Here is a 15,467-nt window from a genome sequence, read left to right as displayed (position 1 = left end):
AGGCGCGGCAGGGCACACAGTGAGCGCGCGGGCGCGGGAGGAGACACAGTGAGCGGGCAGGTCCTCGTCCTGAACACGGGGTCGTCGTCCATCAAGTACCGCCTCATCGACATGGGGACGCGCCGGGCCGTGGCCGGCGGGCTGATCGAGCGCATCGGCGAGGACGAGAGCGTGCTCACCCACGACGGCGTGCGGACCGAGCGCCGGGTGGCCGACCACGAGGAGGGGCTGAAGGCAGTGCTCGCGGCCTTCGCCGGGCACGGGCCGCCGCTCGACGGCGTGACCGCCGTGGGCCACCGGGTCGTCCACGGCGGCAGCCGGTTCGTCACGCCCGTGCTGATCGACGACGAGGTCGAGCGGGCCATCGAGGAGATCGCGCCGCTGGCGCCGCTGCATAACCCGGCCAACCTGGAGGGCATCCGGGTCGCCCGGCGGGCCTTCCCCGGCCTGCCGCACGTCGCCGTCTTCGACACCGCCTTCCACGGCACGATCCCGCCCCACGCGCACACCTACGCCGTCCCCCGCGAGTGGACCCGCAAGCTCGGCGTGCGCCGCTACGGCTTCCACGGCACCTCCACGGCGTACGTCTCCCGCCGGGCGGCCGCGCTGCTCGGCCGGCCGTACGACGAGGTGAACTCGATCGTGCTGCACCTCGGCAACGGCGCGAGCGCGACGGCGGTGCGGAGCGGGCGCAGCGTGGACACATCGATGGGCATCACCCCGCTCGCCGGGCTGGTGATGGGCACCCGTTCCGGGGACGTCGACCCGGCTCTGGGCGCCTACCTCGGCCGGGTCGCCGGCATGGACCTCGCCGGCGTCGACACGGCGCTCAACAAGGAGAGCGGCCTGCTGGGCATGTGCGGGGCCAACGACATGCGGGAGGTCTGGCGGCTGGCCGACTCCGGCGACGAGGACGCCCGGCTCGCGCTCGACGTCTACGGCTACCGCGTGCGGGCCTATATCGGCGCCTACTACGCCGCGCTCGGCCACGTGGACGCCCTCGTCTTCACCGGCGGGGTGGGGGAGAACAGCCCCCGTGTCCGCGCGCTCGCGGCGACCGGGCTCACCAGGCTCGGCATCGAGATCGATCCCGATCGCAACGCCGCCGAGTCGGCGGAGGCCAGGGTGATCTCGCCGGAGGGCGCCGAGGTGACGGTGCTGGTGGTGCCCACCAACGAGGAACTGGAGATCGCCGAGCAGACCGCCGCCTGCCTCGGTGACGCGTGAACCGGCCGATCGCCGCCGCGGTCGTCCGCTGGCTATCGTGGGCAGCGAATGGGGGTGAGCCGTGTGGCGACGGCTGAGGACAGTCGTACGGGTGGGAAAGAGGGCACTGCCGATACGCCGGGCTGGCTCGACCGGGTCCGGGCGACTCCGGCGGGCCGGTTGACGCTGCGGATCGTCATCGGGGTGATCGGCGCCGCGCTCGTGGTCACCGGCCTGATCATGGTGCCCTTTCCGGGCCCGGGCTGGCTGGTGGTCTTCGCCGGGCTCGCCGTCCTGGCCACGGAGTTCCCCTGGGCGTCCCGGCTGCTGCAGTTCGCCAAGGAGAGGGTGAGAGCGGCGACCGACTGGCTGAAGCGGCAGAACTGGTTCGTCCGCATCGTCGCGGGCGCGCTCACCCTGCTCTGCGCCGGGGCCATCGTCTGGGTGTCGGTCCGGCTGACCGTCGGCGTCGACCTGATCCAGAAGGCCCGCGAGCTGCTGAGCTGACCGTCAGGCGCGGGCCAGCCTGCGGACCGCCAGTTCGCCGAGCAGCGTCGCGCCGTCGGACAGGATGGCGTCGTCGAACTCCGCCTCCGCCGAGTGGTTGGCCGGGGCCGTGGCGAGATCCCGGCCGGGCGGGCAGGCGCCGACCACGAGGAACGCCCCCGGCACCTGTTCCAGCACGTACGAGAAGTCCTCCGACCCGGTCGCCGGATTGGGCAGCGGGAAGTAGCGGTCCTCGCCGAGGGCCTCCCGCACGGTCCGGGCGGCGAACTCCGCCTCGGCGTCGTCGTTCACCGTCACGGGATAGCCGATGCCGAACGCGCAGTCGACGGTGAGGCCGTGCGCCTCGCCGATGCCTTGGGCGAGCCGGACCAGGCCCTCCCTGACGCGGTCGCGCGAGCCGGCCGAGAACGTGCGCACGGTGGTCTCGAAGACGGCCTCGTCCGGGATCACGTTGTCGGTGGTGCCGGCGTGGAAGCTGCCGACGGTCACCACGACCGGGTCGAACACGTCGTAGCCGCGGGTGACGTGGGTCTGCAGGGCCGTCACGATCTCGCAGGCCGCGGGGATCGGGTCGAGGGCGCGGTGCGGGGAGGAGCCGTGACCGCCCCTGCCGCGCACGGTCACGGTCAGCGTGTCGGCCGCGGCCAGCACGGGCCCGCCCTTGGTCAGGAACAGCCCGCGCGGGATCGTCGTGGAGAAGACGTGCATGCCGTACGCCGCGACGGGTCTCGCCCCGGCCGCGTCGAGCACGCCCTCCTCGATCATCAGCCGGGCGCCCTCCTGGCCCTCCTCGCCGGGCTGGAACATCAGCACAACGTCGCCGGCGAGGTCGGCGCGGCGCTCGCTGAGCAGGCGGGCGGCTCCCACCAGCATGGCCGTGTGCAGGTCGTGGCCGCAGGCGTGCATGCGGCCGTCGAAACGCGACCGGTAGGGCACGTCGGTCTTCTCGTGCACCGGCAGCGCGTCCATGTCGGCGCGCAGCAGCACGGCGGGGCCCGGGCGGCCGCCGCGCAGGACGGCGGTCACCGACGACAGGCGCTCGCCTGTGGTGATCTCCAGGGGCAGGCCGTCGAGCGCCGCGAGCACCTTCTCCTGAGTGCGGGGCAGGTCGAGGCCGATCTCCGGCTCCCGGTGCAGCGCGCGGCGAAGCTCGACGAGATCATCCTGGAGGGTCATGGTCCACCTTGGCGCGAGGTCGGGAGGTCAGAGGTAGAGGCCGGTGCCGTGGTCGGTCTGCTGCGTCGCCACGGCGTGCAGGTCGCGCTCGCGCAGCACCAGGTAGAGCTGGCCCTGGACCTCCACCTCGTACTGGTCCTCGGGGTTGAACAGGACCTTGTCGCCGGTCTTGACCGACCTGACGCTGGCGCCGGCGCCGGACACCTCGCCCCAGACGAGCCGGTTGGCCATCTTGACGGTGGCCGGGATGACGATGCCCGCGCTGCTGCGCCGTTCCTCAAGCTCCCGCTCAACCTTGACCATCACGCGGTCGTGGAGCATCTGGATCTCGAACTTCGGGTCAGCCACGCTGGAAGTGTACGCGCAGCGGCCCCGGGCACCGTCATCGGAGGTTCACCGTCGGCGGGGGCTCACCGGCGGCCCATGGCCAGGTCGTAGCCCGTTCCCGAGTGGCGGTAGACGCCGCCCTTGCCCCACTTCAGCACCTGGAACCGTACGTGGACGGTGTTGGAGGCGACGCCGGTCAGGTCGGCCATCATCTTCTCGGACAGGTCGACGATCGCCGGGATGTCGTGCTGGGCCACGGCCCACTCGGCCGGGCCGAAGTCCTCGACGACGCCGATCGCGCTCTTCCCCTTGTAGGTGATCCGCACCTTGGTGCCGAGGGGCCAGTAGGGGCTGGCGACGGTCCGGTACCGCATCGGCTTGCCGGACGCGGTCTCGCCGTCCCAGAAGGACGTGGCGGTGGAGACGCCGGAGGGCAGGGAGGCGGCCTTCTTCATCTCGTCGTACGCCGTGCGGAGGGTCGCGTTGAAGGCCGCGCCCAGGGTGACCAGGTCTGTGGGGGCCGGGCGGGCGGTGTCCGCGGAGGCGACGGGCGCCGTCCGGGTGAGCGGCGCGGAGGAGGGAGCCTGAGGGATCACCGAGGCGTCCGCGGCGGTGGCCGCGCCGGCGACGAGTGTGGTTCCGGCCATCGCCATGGTGATCGCCTGACGGGCTCGCTTGCGCATGAGGTTCCTTTCGTCTCGGTCGCGGGGCGGCCCTCGGGGGAACAGGGCCTCGCGTCGTCGAGGAGTCCCGGCTGGCCGGCGGGCTCCGCACGCGCGCCCGGGCGTGGCGGAGCGGCCCTCGGAGAGGAGGGACGGAAGGCTCCGGAAGCGGGGCGCGCGTTCCCTGGGGAAGGGGATACGACGGTGATGCGATGTACGGGATTTACAGGGGCAAAAGGTGATGTGAGGCACGAGTATAGGGAAAGAGGGAGTAAAGAGGACAAATCGATCTAAATTGCAGGTAGATCGTCCTTGACGCGGGCATCCGGAAAGCGCTCTCATGGCAAGATCAGTGAAACCGACGGCAAGGGGCCGGCATGGTGTTCGACGACTTCATGTGGATCAACGAGCCCACCGAGTGGTCGCGGACCGGGGAGGGCCTGCGGGCCGTCGCAGGCGCCCAGAGCGACCTGTGGCAGAAGACGCACTACGGCTACTCGTACGACACCGCCCACATGTTCGGCCGGCAGGTCGCCGGGGACGCGCGGCTCACCGTGACGTTCGAGGCCGACTACTCCGAGCAGTACGACCAGGCCGGGGCCGTGCTGCGGATCGACGAGGAGAACTGGATCAAGGCGGGGGTGGAGTTCGTCGACGGCGGCCACCAGCTCAGCGTCGTCGTCACCAGGGGCTTTTCCGACTGGTCCGTCACCCCCGCGCCCGGCGGCCTCGTCTCCGCGACGTTCGACCTCGAACGGGCCGGCGACGCCGTGACGGTCCGGTACGGCGTGAACGGCGCGGAGCCGGAGCACATGCTGCGCCTGGCCTACTTCCCGCCGCAGGCGCCCGCCCTCGCCGGGGTCATGTGCGCCGCCCCGGTGGGCAAGGGCTTCGAGACCCGCTTCAGCCGCGTATCACTGGCGTAGCCCTGGCGCCCAGCCGCTCCCGTCCCCGCGCCGTGAACCGGTCCTGGGCGTCCAGCACGGCGTCCCCGTAGCGCACGGCCCACATGCCCATCGCGCGCATGGGGGCGAGCAGCGCCGTGCCCGCCTCCGTCAGCGCGTAGTCGACGCGGGGCGGCGCCTCGGCATACGCGCGGCGCTCGACCAGGCCGTTGTACTCCAGGCGCCGCAGCGCCTCGTTGAGGACCTTCGGAGAGATTCCGCCGATCCGGGCGCGCAACTGCCGTGGCCGAATCGGACCGGCCTCGCCGAGCGTGTAGACCACGACGCTGTCCCAGCGGTTCGCGAGCACCTCGAACGCGAGGCGCGCCCGGCAGTCGGAGGTGTACGACCGCTCGTCGTGGAGCTCGTCCATGGCCTAATCCTGCCCGGTCCGAAGGACACCGTGTGGTGTGCGTCGGCCGCCCTAACGTCGAGGGCCGTCACCTGGTTCGTTCGAAAGGGAGAGGCACCATGCGCATCGGCATCCTCGGCACGGGCGCGATGGCCACGGCGCTGGGCGGCGCCTGGGTCCGCGCGGGGCACGACGTGCTCGTCGGCGGACGCGACCGGGCCGCGGCCGCCGCGACGGCGGCCCGCACCGGCGCCGCGAAGGACGGAACGCTCGCGGACGCGGCGGCATACGGCGAACTCGTCCTCGTGGCGGTTCCCGCCGGCGTGGCGCCGCAGCTGGTGAACGGGCTCGCCGCCGTCCTCGCCGGGCGGACCGTCGTCGACTGCTCGAATCCCGTCGAGCCGGGCGACGACGGGCTGACGCTGACGACGGGAGGCACGACATCGGTCGCCCGCCTGATGGCGGACGCCGCGCCGGACGCCCATGTGGTCAAGGCGTTCAACCTCTGTCACGACAGCATCTGGACGCTGCCGCGGCCGGCGTTCGAAGGCACTCCGCTGGCCGTGCCGTTCTGCGGCGACGACCCGAACTCCCTCGACCGGATCGCCGCGCTGATCACATCGATGGGGTGCACGCCGATGCCCTGCGGAGGGCTGTCCCGCGCGGTCCACATCGAGGCGACCGCGGCGTTCGCGATCGGCGTGTGGTGGTCAGGTGCGGAGCCGCGGTTCGCCTTCCCGACGTCGGAACGGGCCTGAGATCCTGGTCCGGCGGATCACGGAGTATCAGCCGTCCCGCGCCCACAGCCGCAGCTTCTCCGGATTGCGGACCACCCAGATCCGGGTGACGCGGCCGTCGGTGACTTCGAACGAGGCTACGGTCACGACGACGCCGGCACGCTCGGCCACCAGGCCCGGCACACCGTTGACCGACCGCTCCAGGAGTTCGAGCCCCGGAGCCATGCCGGCGATGGCGACCATGTACTGGGCGATGCGCGCGCCGCCTTCGATCGGGCGCAGGACGGTGCCGGCGATGCCGCCGCCGTCGGCGGTCATCACGGCGGCCGGGTCGAGGAGGTCGACGAGGGCCTCGATGTCCATCGCCTCCCATGCCTCCTTGACGTGCCGCACCACGTCGGCCTGCCCCGCCGCCGTCACGGGAGCGCGCGCGGCGCCCACCCGCCGCCGGGCGGATGCCGCCAGCTGCTTGCAGGCCGCGGAGGTCCGGCCGAGGACGTCGGCGATCTCGGCGAAGGGGTAACGGAAGACGTCGTGCAGGACGAACGCCACCCGCTCGGCGGGCGTCATCGAATCGAGGACGACGAGGAAGGCCATGGACACCGATTCGTCCAGGACCATCTGGTCGGCGGGGTCGGTGCCATGGCCGTGGTCCCACTCGGCGCGCCCGGGCAGCGGCTCGGGCAGCCACGCGCCGACATAGCGTTCACGCCGGGCCCGCGCCGAGCCGAGCACGTCCAGGCAGATGCGGCCGGTCACCGTCGTCAGCCAGGCGCCAGGGGACACGATCTCCTCCTGCCGGCTTCGTGGCAGCGCGTACCAGCGCGCGTAGGCCTCCTGCACGGCGTCCTCGGCCTCGGCCAGTGAACCGAGCAGCCGGTAGGCGACATTGATCAGTTGGCGCCGCTCACCGGCTATCCCATCGATGCTCGTTCCCGCCATCCCCATGCTCCCGGCCGCACCTTACCTTTCGCGGGCCCGCGTCGTCGGGCTGGTGAGACCTTATCGATCGACTGCCCCCGGGGGCGGAACAGGGGAACCGTGACATGGCCACACAGACGACGGCACGGCGCAGCTTCTCGTTTCTGCAGATCGCGATCACCCTGCAGACCCTGACCATCTTCCTTCAAGCGGTCTCCGCGGGACTGCTGCTGACCGCGTCCTACGGAGAGACGCTGCACAGCGTCGGCGCCCGCGTGATGTACGGGGCGTCGATGCTGTACGTGCTCGCCGCGGTGCTGGCGTGGAAGCCGGGCGGCGGCTCGCCCCGGCCCGTCTGGCACGCGTCCGGCTTCCTTGTGCTCGCCTCCGCCCAGGTCGCGCTCGGCATCGCGCACGTACCGTCGGTCCATCTCCCCCTGGGCGTCCTGATGTTCGGGCTGAGCGTGCTGGCGCTGGCGCGGCGCTGAAGTCCGACACGGAGGCACACCGGGATCAGCTGGAAGGCGCGGCGGAGGGCAGGACCAGTTCGGCGAAGATCGCCCGGTGGTCGGTCACCGGCAGCCGGTGGATGCCGAACGCCCGGACCGCGACGCGCGGATCCACCAGGATGTGGTCGAGGGTGACGGGCGGCACCGGCAGGCCGCCGAAGTCCGACGACCTCTGGTATGGCCAGGTGCCGGCCAGGCCGTTGCCGGTCGCGTCGGCCGCGTCCCGGTAGCCCGCGTCGAGCAGGCGCCGGACCCGGGCGTGGTCGAGCGTGGCGTTGAAGTCCCCGGACAGGATCTGTACGCGCCCGCCCGGACCGGGCAGCGAGGCGAGCGACTTCGACCAGCACCTGAACCGGTACACGTAGCGCGGCGCGCACGGGTGCACGGACACGACGGCGACGGGTCCGGCGCCGGGGACCTCGATGACGCCCGCCGCCTGCCGGCGGCCGTTGACGGCCGTGAGCTCCTCCGGCCGCAGGGGGAACCGCGTGAAGAGCCCGGAGCCGCCCGAGCCCTCCTGGGCCCGGTCGTCCGCGTACGGCAGGAGCGCGGTCAGGCCCGCCGCCCGCAGGCCCGCCGAGGCCTGCGGGGTCAGCTCCTGCAGCGTCAGGACGTCGGGACGCAGCCGCCGCACGAGGTCCACCAGCGCGGCGGGCGGAACGGAGCCGTAGAGCAGGTTGGCCGACAGGACCCGCAGGGCCGGGGCCTGTGTCCCTGATGCGCCCAGGGCGCCGGCCGTCCGCACGCCCGCGCCGGTCGAGGCGCGCGGGGACGGGTCCGACAGCGCGCGGGGCAGCACGCAGGCCGCCAGCGTCGCGGTGACCGCCAGCCCGGCGGCCAGCGCCGCCGGGCGCCGCACGAGCAGCGCGACCAGCGGCGCGACGACCGAGGCGAGGGCGACGTACGGCGTGAACGCCACCAGTTGCACCCACCGGAAATGGACGTCGCCGGGCACCAGCCGCAGCAGGGCCCAGAGCGCGAACGGCGCGACCGCCGGCCACGCGAGCAGGCCGCGCCAGACCCCCGGGCGGCCCACCCAGCCGGCTGTCAGTCTCGCCATCCCCGGACTCCTTCCCGAAAGATCCACCGTACGACGGTCCGCACGTGCGTTGAGGGGCTCCACGCCGGTCGGAGGCAGGCCGTACAGTCTCCGGCATGGATGTGGAAGCGAGAGTCCTGGACGCCATCGACGAGGCGGAGACGGTGCGCCTGCTGGCCGACCTGGTCAGGGTGCCGAGCGTCACCGGCACCGACGCCGAGTCGGACCTCCAGGACGGGTGCGCCCGCATGCTCACCGGATGGGACCTCGACGTCGACATGTGGAAGCTCGACCTCGACGATCTCCGTTCCCGCGAGGGGTTCCCCGGCATGGAGGCGGAGCGCGCCGAGGGATACGGCGTCGTCGGCGTCACCGAGGGCGAGGGCACGCCCGCGCTCATCCTGCAGGGGCACGCCGACGTCGTGCCGATCGGCGACCTGGGCAAGTGGGAGGGGCAGGACCCGTTCGGCGCCCGCCTCGGCGCGACCACCCTGCACGGGCGGGGCGCCTGCGACATGAAGGCCGGTCTCGCCGCCAACCTCGCCGTGGTCCGCGCGCTGCGCGTGACCGGCGTACGGCTCGCGCGTCCCCTGGCCGTCCACTGTGTGGTCAGCGAGGAGGACGGCGGGCTCGGCGCGTTCGCCACCCTGGCCAGGGGCCACACCGGGGAGGCAGCCGTGATCACCGAGCCGACGAGCGGGAAGCTGATCACCGCCAACGCCGGCGCGCTGACCTTCCGCCTCGAGGTCGCCGGCCGGGCCGCGCACGGCGCCACCCGCTACGAGGGGGTCAACGCCGTCGAGGCGTTCATGCCGGTGCTCCAGGCCGTCAGGCGGCTCGAACGCGAGCGCAACGCCGATCCCGGCTCCCTCTTCGCGGGCAACCCGCTGCCGTATCCGATCGAGATCGGCACCGTGCGCGCGGGCGACTGGGCGAGCACGGTCCCCGACCTGCTCGTGGCCGAGGGACGGCTGGGCGTCCGGCTCGACGAGGACCCGGCCGACGCCCGCGCCGCCCTGGAGACGGCGCTCGCCGATCTGGACGACCCCTGGCTGCGGGACAACCCCGTACGCGTCACCTGGCCGGGCGGGCAGTTCGCCAGCGGCAGGCTGCCCGAGGGGCACCCGCTGGCGGAGGAGGCGGCCCGCGCGGTGGCCGACGTGACCGGGGCGCGGCCGGGCCGCACCGCCGCGCCGTACGGGAGCGACCTGCGCCTGTACGCGGGTGCGGGCGTGCCGACCCTGCACTACGGGCCGGGCGACGTCCGCTTCGCGCACGCCCCGCGCGAGCAGGTCGACCTGCGGGAGGTCCGCGACGTCACCCGTGCCCTGGCCCTGCTCGTCCTGCGCCGCTGCGGCGTCCGCTGAGACCGCTGTGACGGCTGCGACGGCTGTCAGCAGTCGGCGGTGACCGAGGCGATCTCGTTGAGCGGGAACTCCAGGTAGTCGCCGGCCTCCTCGCACCACGCGTCGAGCACGCCGCTGCGCAGTTCGCCGTGGCTGACCGTGGCGGTGACCCCGTCGGCCAATGTGATCATCGCGCGGACGTCGCGGTCCACGACGAAGCCCAGCAGCGACTGCTGCGCCGCCGGGAGCCGGGTCGCCATGCGCCCGATGACGGCCCACGTCTGGCGGGGCTGCGCCGCGGCCGCCACCGGGCCGCCGCTGACCAGCAGCCGCCTGGCATGCTCGCGCGGGTCCGGCGGGGGCTCCAGCAGGGGGCCGGGAGGTTCGAGCTCGGCGACCCGCCCGCCGGGCAGGAGGATCAGCCGCCCGCCCTGCGGCTCGCGCCGGATGGTGATCTCTCCGGTGTCGTCCACCGGCACGGGGGCGTAGCCCGCCTCCCTGAGGGCGGCCAGCGTGGCCGCGGCGGGCGCCGCGCCGGCGAGCACGGTCGGCGCCAGCAGCCGCAGGCCCAGCTTGGCCAGTTTCCGGTGCGCGGCGATCTCGGCGAGGAGCGCGGGGTCGGAACCCTGGACGATGCAGCCGACCGACGACACCGTGACCTCGCCGTGCCGCCGCGCCACGTCCCTGATCAGGTAGGTCAGCGGCTGGGGGAGCGTCCCGGCCTCCGACAGGTCGGCGATGAGCGTGTCGGCCGTGTCCCCGCCGTCCAGGGCCCGCCGTACGCTCGCGGGGCTGAACCGCCACACCGACGCCGAGCCCTGCGACTCACGGTCCGCGGCGCGGTCGAGCAGCGCGGCGAGTTCGACCGAGGGCGGGCCGGTCACCACGGCGGTGAGGTCGGCGCCGAACAGGGCCGTGCGCCGCGCGCTCGCCATGGCGTGCGTGGCGGCCTTCGCCAGCGCCGGGTCGTGCTCGACCTCGGGCACGCATTCGCGGCTCTCGTCCCCGGCCACGGCCGTGAGCGGGGCGAGGGCCCGGCCGAGACCGGTGAGCGCGTCGCAGGCCACGAGCCCCAGCAGGCGGGCCTCCTCAAGCACGGCCGCCGCGCAGCCGTCCAGCAGTTCCCGGTCGAGCAGCGGGGCGCGCCAGTGCACCCGCTGCACGAGCTCCGGCAGCGTCGCGAAGGCCCTGCCCTCGGGGATCTCGGCGAGCGCCGCGAACAGGGCCCACCGGATCCTGGCGATCGTCTCGCCGGCCGGGTCGTCGCCGAGCGCGGCGGGGTGGCGGCCGTCCACCCGGCGCAGCGACGAGCGCTCCATCCGCCACCAGGCGGCCAGCAGGACGCGCAGCCGCATGGGCGCCTCCTCCAGCCGCCACGCGTCGTACCGGCCGGCCGGCGTCAGCCCGCCCGCCTCCTCGTCGATCGCGATCAGCCGGGCGACCGCGCAGACCTCCAGCAGCAGCCGGGTCTCGTCCTCGGCGCAGCCGGTCTCCCTGGCCAGGCGCTTGATCTCCCGCACGCCGACCCCGCCGTTCTTGAGCAGCGGCAGCGGCGTCTTGTCGACGTTCTCCAGCAGCGCCGTGGCCCGGTCGAGCACGTGCGGCGCGGCCAGGCACATCGCGTGCTCGACGGCGTCGGCGTCCGCCTCCGCCGTGGCCAGGTCGGGCGGGTACGGCGTGAACGGCCCGCGGTAGTCGGGGCCGCGCAGCGCCAGCGCGACCTCGCGGGGCATCTCCGCCAGGTCCCACTGGGTGCGGAAGAGCAGGCCGCGGTCGAGCGCCCACTTCTCCGGCGTGCCCGGGGTGATGAACCGGTTGCCGTTCACGCTGCGGACCGGGCCGTCCCACGCGAAGTCGTCGAGCATGCCGAGCGTGCCGTCGGGGGCGTCGTCGAGAAGCGACCCCAGGCGCTCGCAGTCGCCGATCAGCGCGGTGATCCGGGCGATCACCTGGCGTCTCCCGCCGTGCGGGGGCAGGTCGAGCACGCGGCACATGCGGCGCAGCGCGTCGGTGCTGAGCTTCCATGAGTCGAGGTACGCGCCGAGCGGCTCGCCCAGGCCGCAGGGCGCGGTCCACCAGCGGGCGACGGCCTCGGACACGCTGATCCTGCCGTCACGACCGGGCCAGGCGACGGCGTGGTCGTACAGGCGGTCGAGCCAGGGGATCACCGCGGAGGTGCTCACCCCGAGGAAACGGGCCAGTTCGTCCTCCGTCGGACGGCCGCCGATGACCAGGCACGCCTGCAGGAGTTCGAGCGGGGGAAGGGGGAGGCCGCGCATGACCTCCATGACGGCGAAGGTGTCGGTCAGACGCTGCGCGAGGGCGTCCAGGCGCCGGGGCCACGGCGCGGCGATCGCGTCCGGCCGGTTTGCCAGCACGCGGGCGAGCCTGTCTTCGTCAAGACCGGTCAGCCAGCCGATTAGGTGATCGTCCATAGTTGATCTCTCGGGAGTCCCAGGAAGCCACCGTAGTGCAGATCACAGTCTCGGCGGGGTCCGTGGGCGAACAAAGAGCGCAAAGTCACGGATCCCGAGATCACGATATTTCTCCGCCGATCGATGGGGAACGAGCACGCCGCCGGGCCGTCACGGCCCGCTCTCAGCCCATCATCGCGTGCCCCGCCCGGCGTCAGGGGCGGTTCCGGGGAATCCGGGCCGCCGGCCGGAGGGCGCTCCCATGCATTCCGGGCTGCACGGGAGCGCTCTTCGGCCGGCGGACCATGACCGGCGACATATAGATCTGGCGATCGGGTTAGGTTTTCCGGTGCTCCTGACCGGAAAACGGTCGCTCCCCGCGCGAGGCGGCCGAAACCGACGGCGAAGCGCGTGGCCCCGCCGTCCGGCCGCCGGCCGGTGTTCAGGCCGCCAGTACGGCCCACACCGCCTTGCCCTGCGGGACGAGCGGGCACCATCCCCAGCACACGCTCAGCGACTCCACGATGTGCAGCCCGAGGCCGCCCGGCTCGAAGGGCGCCGGATCCCGCAGCACCGGCGCGGACGTTCCGGGGTCGGTGATCGCGCAGGTCACGTGCGCGCCCCGCCGGATCAGCGACAGCCGCATGGCCTCCCGCGCGCGGCTGTCGGTGAGCGTCATGCCGTGCCGCAGGGCGTTGGTGACCAATTCCGAGACGACCAGTTCCATTCCGTCGAGCAGGTCCGCCAACTGCCAGCCCGCAAGGGTCCCGGCGGCGAAGCTGCGCGCCGAGTGGACCGATTCCGCGCGGGGCGGCAGGACGAAGGTGGCGCTGGCGGTGGCCGACCCGGGTTCGAGGAGATCGCGTGCGGGCTCCGGCCACCAGCCGATAGGCGGCCACCAGTCGAGCGCCGACCACTGGTTCTGGCCACGAGTCAGGTTCGTGGACTGCACGAGATCATGATGAGGGACACTCCCGTGCATGTGCAAGAGCGAATGCACGTGCAAGCGCGTTGTGCAAGCGCTACGGTTACCCCCGACACCACTGGGACGAAGGGGGCGATCTTTGACAGACTGTGAACCAGTCCACAAAGCGGAGGAATAGCACGTGTCCATAGATCCGCCCGGATCCGGTTCCACCGTTCGACGCATCATGCTCGGCGCGAGCCTTCGCCGCCTGCGTGAGCAGCGGGGCCTGACCCGCGAGGTCGCCGGATTCCACATCCGTGCCTCGGAGTCGAAGATCAGCCGGATGGAGCTCGGCCGGGTCGGGTTCAAGACACGTGACGTCGAAGACCTCCTCACGCTGTACGGCGTCGACGACGACGCCGAGCGGCGCGGCCTGCTGGAGATGGTCCGCGAGGCGAACACGCCCGGGTGGTGGCACAAGTTCGGCGAGGTGCTGCCGAACTGGTTCGTCACGTACATCGGCCTGGAGGAGGCCGCCAGCGTGATCCGCACCTACGAGGTGCAGTTCGTGCCCGGCCTGCTGCAGACGGCGGCGTACGCCCGCTCGGTGATCATGCTCGGTTATCCGGACGCCTCGGAGGCCGAGCTCGAACAGCGCGTCCATCTGCGGATGCAGCGGCAGGAGAGGCTCACGCGCAAGGACGGCCCCCGGCTGTGGGCCGTCATCGACGAGGCCGCGCTCAAGCGGCCCATCGGAGGGAGTGCGACGATGCGGGAACAGCTCCAGCACCTGCTGGAGGTGTCCACGCTGCCCAACATCACCCTTCAGGTGATGCCCCTTCGCTACGGGATGCACGCGGCCGAGGGAGGCGCGTTCACCATCCTCCGCTTCCCGGAGTCCGACCTTTCGGACGTGGTCTACGTCGAGCAGCTCTGGGGTGCGCTCTACCTGGACAAACGTGAGGACATCGATCCCTACCTCACGGCCATGGAGCAGCTGTGCGTGGAGAGCACCACGCCCGGCGGCACTGCCGAGATCCTCGGCGAACTTCTCAGAGAGACATGAATGCAGACATATAACGGGATGCCCGCAACCGACATCGCCGGTGTCACCTGGCGGAAAAGCGCCCACAGCAACTCGACCGGCAACTGCGTGGAGCTGGCCGAGCTTCCCGACGGCGGCGTGGCCGTCCGGAACTCCCGCTATCCCGACGGGCCGGCGCTCATCTACACCCGCGACGAGATACGGGCCCTGGTGCTCGGGGTCAAGGACGGCGAGTTCGACGGCCTCCTGGTCTGACCGGTTCTGGGGTAACCCCGTGTTCACCCGCTTCTCACGGGCGTAACAGCGCGACGCGGGAGGCGTAACACGGATCGGGCACAGTGAGTCCCAGGAAAGCTCACAAGGGGGACCCCGTGCTGGACCAGATGACTCTTTACCCGGTGGCCGACGACGAACTGTTCGCACCCGGAGGCCGCGTGGTGATCCGCACCTACGGAGTCGCGGCACCGGCCGACCCGGCGGACGGGCGGCCCAGGTCGGTGGCGTACCGGACATGGGTCACCGGGGTGCGGGAGCAGCCCAGGTACTGGCGGTGGGGGCACTTCGAGGACGCCCGGCGCGGCCACCGCAAGGTCCTGGAATGGCTGACCGGCCGAGGCCCGCAACCCCAGCCGGTCGCCCAGGTGTGACACGGTGTGACACGGCGTGACACGCGTTCCAGGCGCGCGTCCGATCGGACAGGCGTGATTCAGGCCGGCACGTTTCAGGTCGGCACGTTCCAGCGGAGCAGGACGGGCTCGTCGTGCTCGTGACCGAGGACGGAGTACGTCCCGGTGTCGAGGCGCAGGTATCTGCCGTGGCCGGCGGGCAGCGACAGCCAGCGCGCCGCCAGCACACGCAGGATGTGCGCGTGCGCGACGAGCAGAACGTCGCCGTCCGTCGAGCGGATCCGGGCGAGGACCTTGTCCGCCCGCTCCCCGACGTGCTCGACGGTCTCACCCGGGTGCGCCTCGTCACCCGGGACGACGCCGTCGCGCCAGACGTACCAGCCGGGGCGTGATTCGCGGATGTCGGGAGTGGAGACGCCCTCGTAGCCGCCGTAGTCCCACTCCCACAGGTTCGGGTCCACCTCGTACGGCCCGGCGCCGGCCAGTTCGGCCGTACGGCGGGCCCGCTGCGCGGGACTGACGAGGACCAGTGCGAACGACCGGCCCGCCACCAGGCGGGACAGGGCGCGCGCCTCCTCCTCGCCGTGGGGTGTCAGCGGCAGGTCGGTGCGGCCCGTGTGCCGCCCGGCCCTGCTCCACTCGGTCTCGCCGTGCCTCAGCAGGATGACGTTCATAGAGGGTCCATCTTGCCCGTACGGCCGATTTCACGCGCGACGGCCCCCTTGACCGCCCGCCCGTGGCCTGCAGTA

At 72.5% G+C, this 15,467-nt stretch carries 18 protein-coding genes; 9 read left to right on the top strand and 9 right to left on the bottom strand.

All coding sequences use genetic code 11. The features are described 5' to 3' along the window. Positions 1-48 precede the first annotated feature (48 nt). Both QSK36_RS15230 and QSK36_RS15225 read left to right on the top strand, forming a co-directional pair. Positions 49-1,227 carry an acetate/propionate family kinase gene (locus QSK36_RS15230; RefSeq protein WP_285782850.1) on the top strand — a complete coding sequence of 393 codons (1,179 nt, stop codon included), beginning with the start codon at positions 49-51 and terminating at the stop codon, positions 1,225-1,227. Positions 1,228-1,290: 63 nt separating this feature from the next. After that, the gene (locus QSK36_RS15225; protein ID WP_285782849.1) at positions 1,291-1,713 is read left to right on the top strand and encodes a TIGR02611 family protein; all 423 of its coding nucleotides are present in this window, start codon (positions 1,291-1,293) and stop codon (positions 1,711-1,713) included. A gap of 3 nt (positions 1,714-1,716) precedes the next feature. On the opposite strand, the gene QSK36_RS15220 is transcribed toward QSK36_RS15225, so the two are convergent. From QSK36_RS15220 to QSK36_RS15210, 3 genes are all read right to left on the bottom strand, one after another. Next, positions 1,717-2,889, bottom strand: a complete 1,173-nt coding sequence (locus QSK36_RS15220) for a M20 metallopeptidase family protein (RefSeq protein ID WP_285782848.1) — start codon at positions 2,887-2,889, stop codon at positions 1,717-1,719. A gap of 27 nt (positions 2,890-2,916) precedes the next feature. Then, positions 2,917-3,237 (bottom strand): GroES family chaperonin, encoded by a 321-nt coding sequence (locus QSK36_RS15215; protein WP_139578087.1) that lies wholly within the window; start codon positions 3,235-3,237, stop codon positions 2,917-2,919. Positions 3,238-3,299: 62 nt separating this feature from the next. Continuing rightward, a complete protein-coding gene (locus QSK36_RS15210) occupies positions 3,300-3,899 on the bottom strand; it encodes an RlpA-like double-psi beta-barrel domain-containing protein (protein WP_183539205.1) in 600 nt (199 codons plus the stop codon). A 356-nt stretch (positions 3,900-4,255) separates the two neighbouring features. Between QSK36_RS15210 and QSK36_RS15205 the strand changes: the two genes are divergently transcribed. Next, positions 4,256-4,804 (top strand): DUF1349 domain-containing protein, encoded by a 549-nt coding sequence (locus QSK36_RS15205; RefSeq protein WP_285782847.1) that lies wholly within the window; start codon positions 4,256-4,258, stop codon positions 4,802-4,804. Here the strand turns inward: QSK36_RS15205 and QSK36_RS15200 are convergent. Continuing rightward, positions 4,782-5,195 (bottom strand): winged helix-turn-helix transcriptional regulator, encoded by a 414-nt coding sequence (locus tag QSK36_RS15200; RefSeq protein WP_285782846.1) that lies wholly within the window; start codon positions 5,193-5,195, stop codon positions 4,782-4,784. The two genes, QSK36_RS15205 and QSK36_RS15200, sit on opposite strands and share 23 nt — an antisense overlap. Positions 5,196-5,293: 98 nt before the next feature. On the opposite strand from QSK36_RS15200, the gene QSK36_RS15195 reads away from it, so the two are divergent. Next, on the top strand, positions 5,294-5,932 hold the full coding sequence (locus tag QSK36_RS15195) for an NADPH-dependent F420 reductase (protein ID WP_285782845.1): 639 nt from the start codon (positions 5,294-5,296) through the stop codon (positions 5,930-5,932). 27 nt (positions 5,933-5,959) lie between these two features. Here the strand turns inward: QSK36_RS15195 and sigJ are convergent, their stop codons facing one another. Then, positions 5,960-6,853 (bottom strand): RNA polymerase sigma factor SigJ, encoded by an 894-nt coding sequence (sigJ, locus tag QSK36_RS15190; RefSeq protein ID WP_285782844.1) that lies wholly within the window; start codon positions 6,851-6,853, stop codon positions 5,960-5,962. 104 nt (positions 6,854-6,957) lie between these two features. Here sigJ and QSK36_RS15185 point away from each other — a divergent pair, with 104 nt between their 5' ends. After that, entirely contained in the window at positions 6,958-7,320 is a 363-nt protein-coding gene (locus QSK36_RS15185; RefSeq protein WP_285782843.1) for a hypothetical protein, read from the top strand. Between the two features lie 25 nt (positions 7,321-7,345). Here the strand turns inward: QSK36_RS15185 and QSK36_RS15180 are convergent, their stop codons facing one another. Continuing rightward, positions 7,346-8,401, bottom strand: a complete 1,056-nt coding sequence (locus QSK36_RS15180) for an endonuclease/exonuclease/phosphatase family protein (protein WP_285782842.1) — start codon at positions 8,399-8,401, stop codon at positions 7,346-7,348. A 95-nt stretch (positions 8,402-8,496) separates the two neighbouring features. Here QSK36_RS15180 and QSK36_RS15175 point away from each other — a divergent pair, with 95 nt between their 5' ends. Continuing rightward, positions 8,497-9,747 carry an ArgE/DapE family deacylase gene (locus QSK36_RS15175; RefSeq protein ID WP_285782841.1) on the top strand — a complete coding sequence of 417 codons (1,251 nt, stop codon included), beginning with the start codon at positions 8,497-8,499 and terminating at the stop codon, positions 9,745-9,747. 26 nt (positions 9,748-9,773) lie between these two features. Here QSK36_RS15175 and QSK36_RS15170 read toward each other — a convergent pair whose 3' ends face one another. Together QSK36_RS15170 and QSK36_RS15165 are read right to left on the bottom strand one after the other, a co-directional pair. After that, the gene (locus QSK36_RS15170) at positions 9,774-12,161 is read right to left on the bottom strand and encodes a helicase-associated domain-containing protein (RefSeq protein ID WP_183539220.1); all 2,388 of its coding nucleotides are present in this window, start codon (positions 12,159-12,161) and stop codon (positions 9,774-9,776) included. 421 nt (positions 12,162-12,582) lie between these two features. Further along, positions 12,583-13,092 (bottom strand): ATP-binding protein, encoded by a 510-nt coding sequence (locus tag QSK36_RS15165; RefSeq protein ID WP_285782840.1) that lies wholly within the window; start codon positions 13,090-13,092, stop codon positions 12,583-12,585. 154 nt (positions 13,093-13,246) lie between these two features. Between QSK36_RS15165 and QSK36_RS15160 the strand changes: the two genes are divergently transcribed. From QSK36_RS15160 to QSK36_RS15150, 3 genes are all read left to right on the top strand, one after another. Further along, positions 13,247-14,113: a Sco1979 family transcriptional regulator gene (locus tag QSK36_RS15160; protein WP_502883313.1), complete on the top strand. Its 867-nt coding sequence runs from the start codon at positions 13,247-13,249 to the stop codon at positions 14,111-14,113. Further along, on the top strand, positions 14,114-14,347 hold the full coding sequence (locus QSK36_RS15155; protein ID WP_079314287.1) for a DUF397 domain-containing protein: 234 nt from the start codon (positions 14,114-14,116) through the stop codon (positions 14,345-14,347). Between the two features lie 116 nt (positions 14,348-14,463). Continuing rightward, positions 14,464-14,739, top strand: a complete 276-nt coding sequence (locus QSK36_RS15150; RefSeq protein WP_183539225.1) for a hypothetical protein — start codon at positions 14,464-14,466, stop codon at positions 14,737-14,739. A 74-nt stretch (positions 14,740-14,813) separates the two neighbouring features. On the opposite strand, the gene QSK36_RS15145 is transcribed toward QSK36_RS15150, so the two are convergent. Next, positions 14,814-15,392 carry a histidine phosphatase family protein gene (locus QSK36_RS15145; protein WP_285782839.1) on the bottom strand — a complete coding sequence of 193 codons (579 nt, stop codon included), beginning with the start codon at positions 15,390-15,392 and terminating at the stop codon, positions 14,814-14,816. Positions 15,393-15,467 lie beyond the last annotated feature (75 nt).

The organism is Microbispora sp. NBRC 16548, from assembly GCF_030268985.1.
GTDB lineage: Bacteria > Actinomycetota > Actinomycetes > Streptosporangiales > Streptosporangiaceae > Microbispora > Microbispora catharanthi.
Note: the sequence above shows the minus strand (reverse complement) of the source record. Positions and strands in the feature narration are given on the sequence as shown.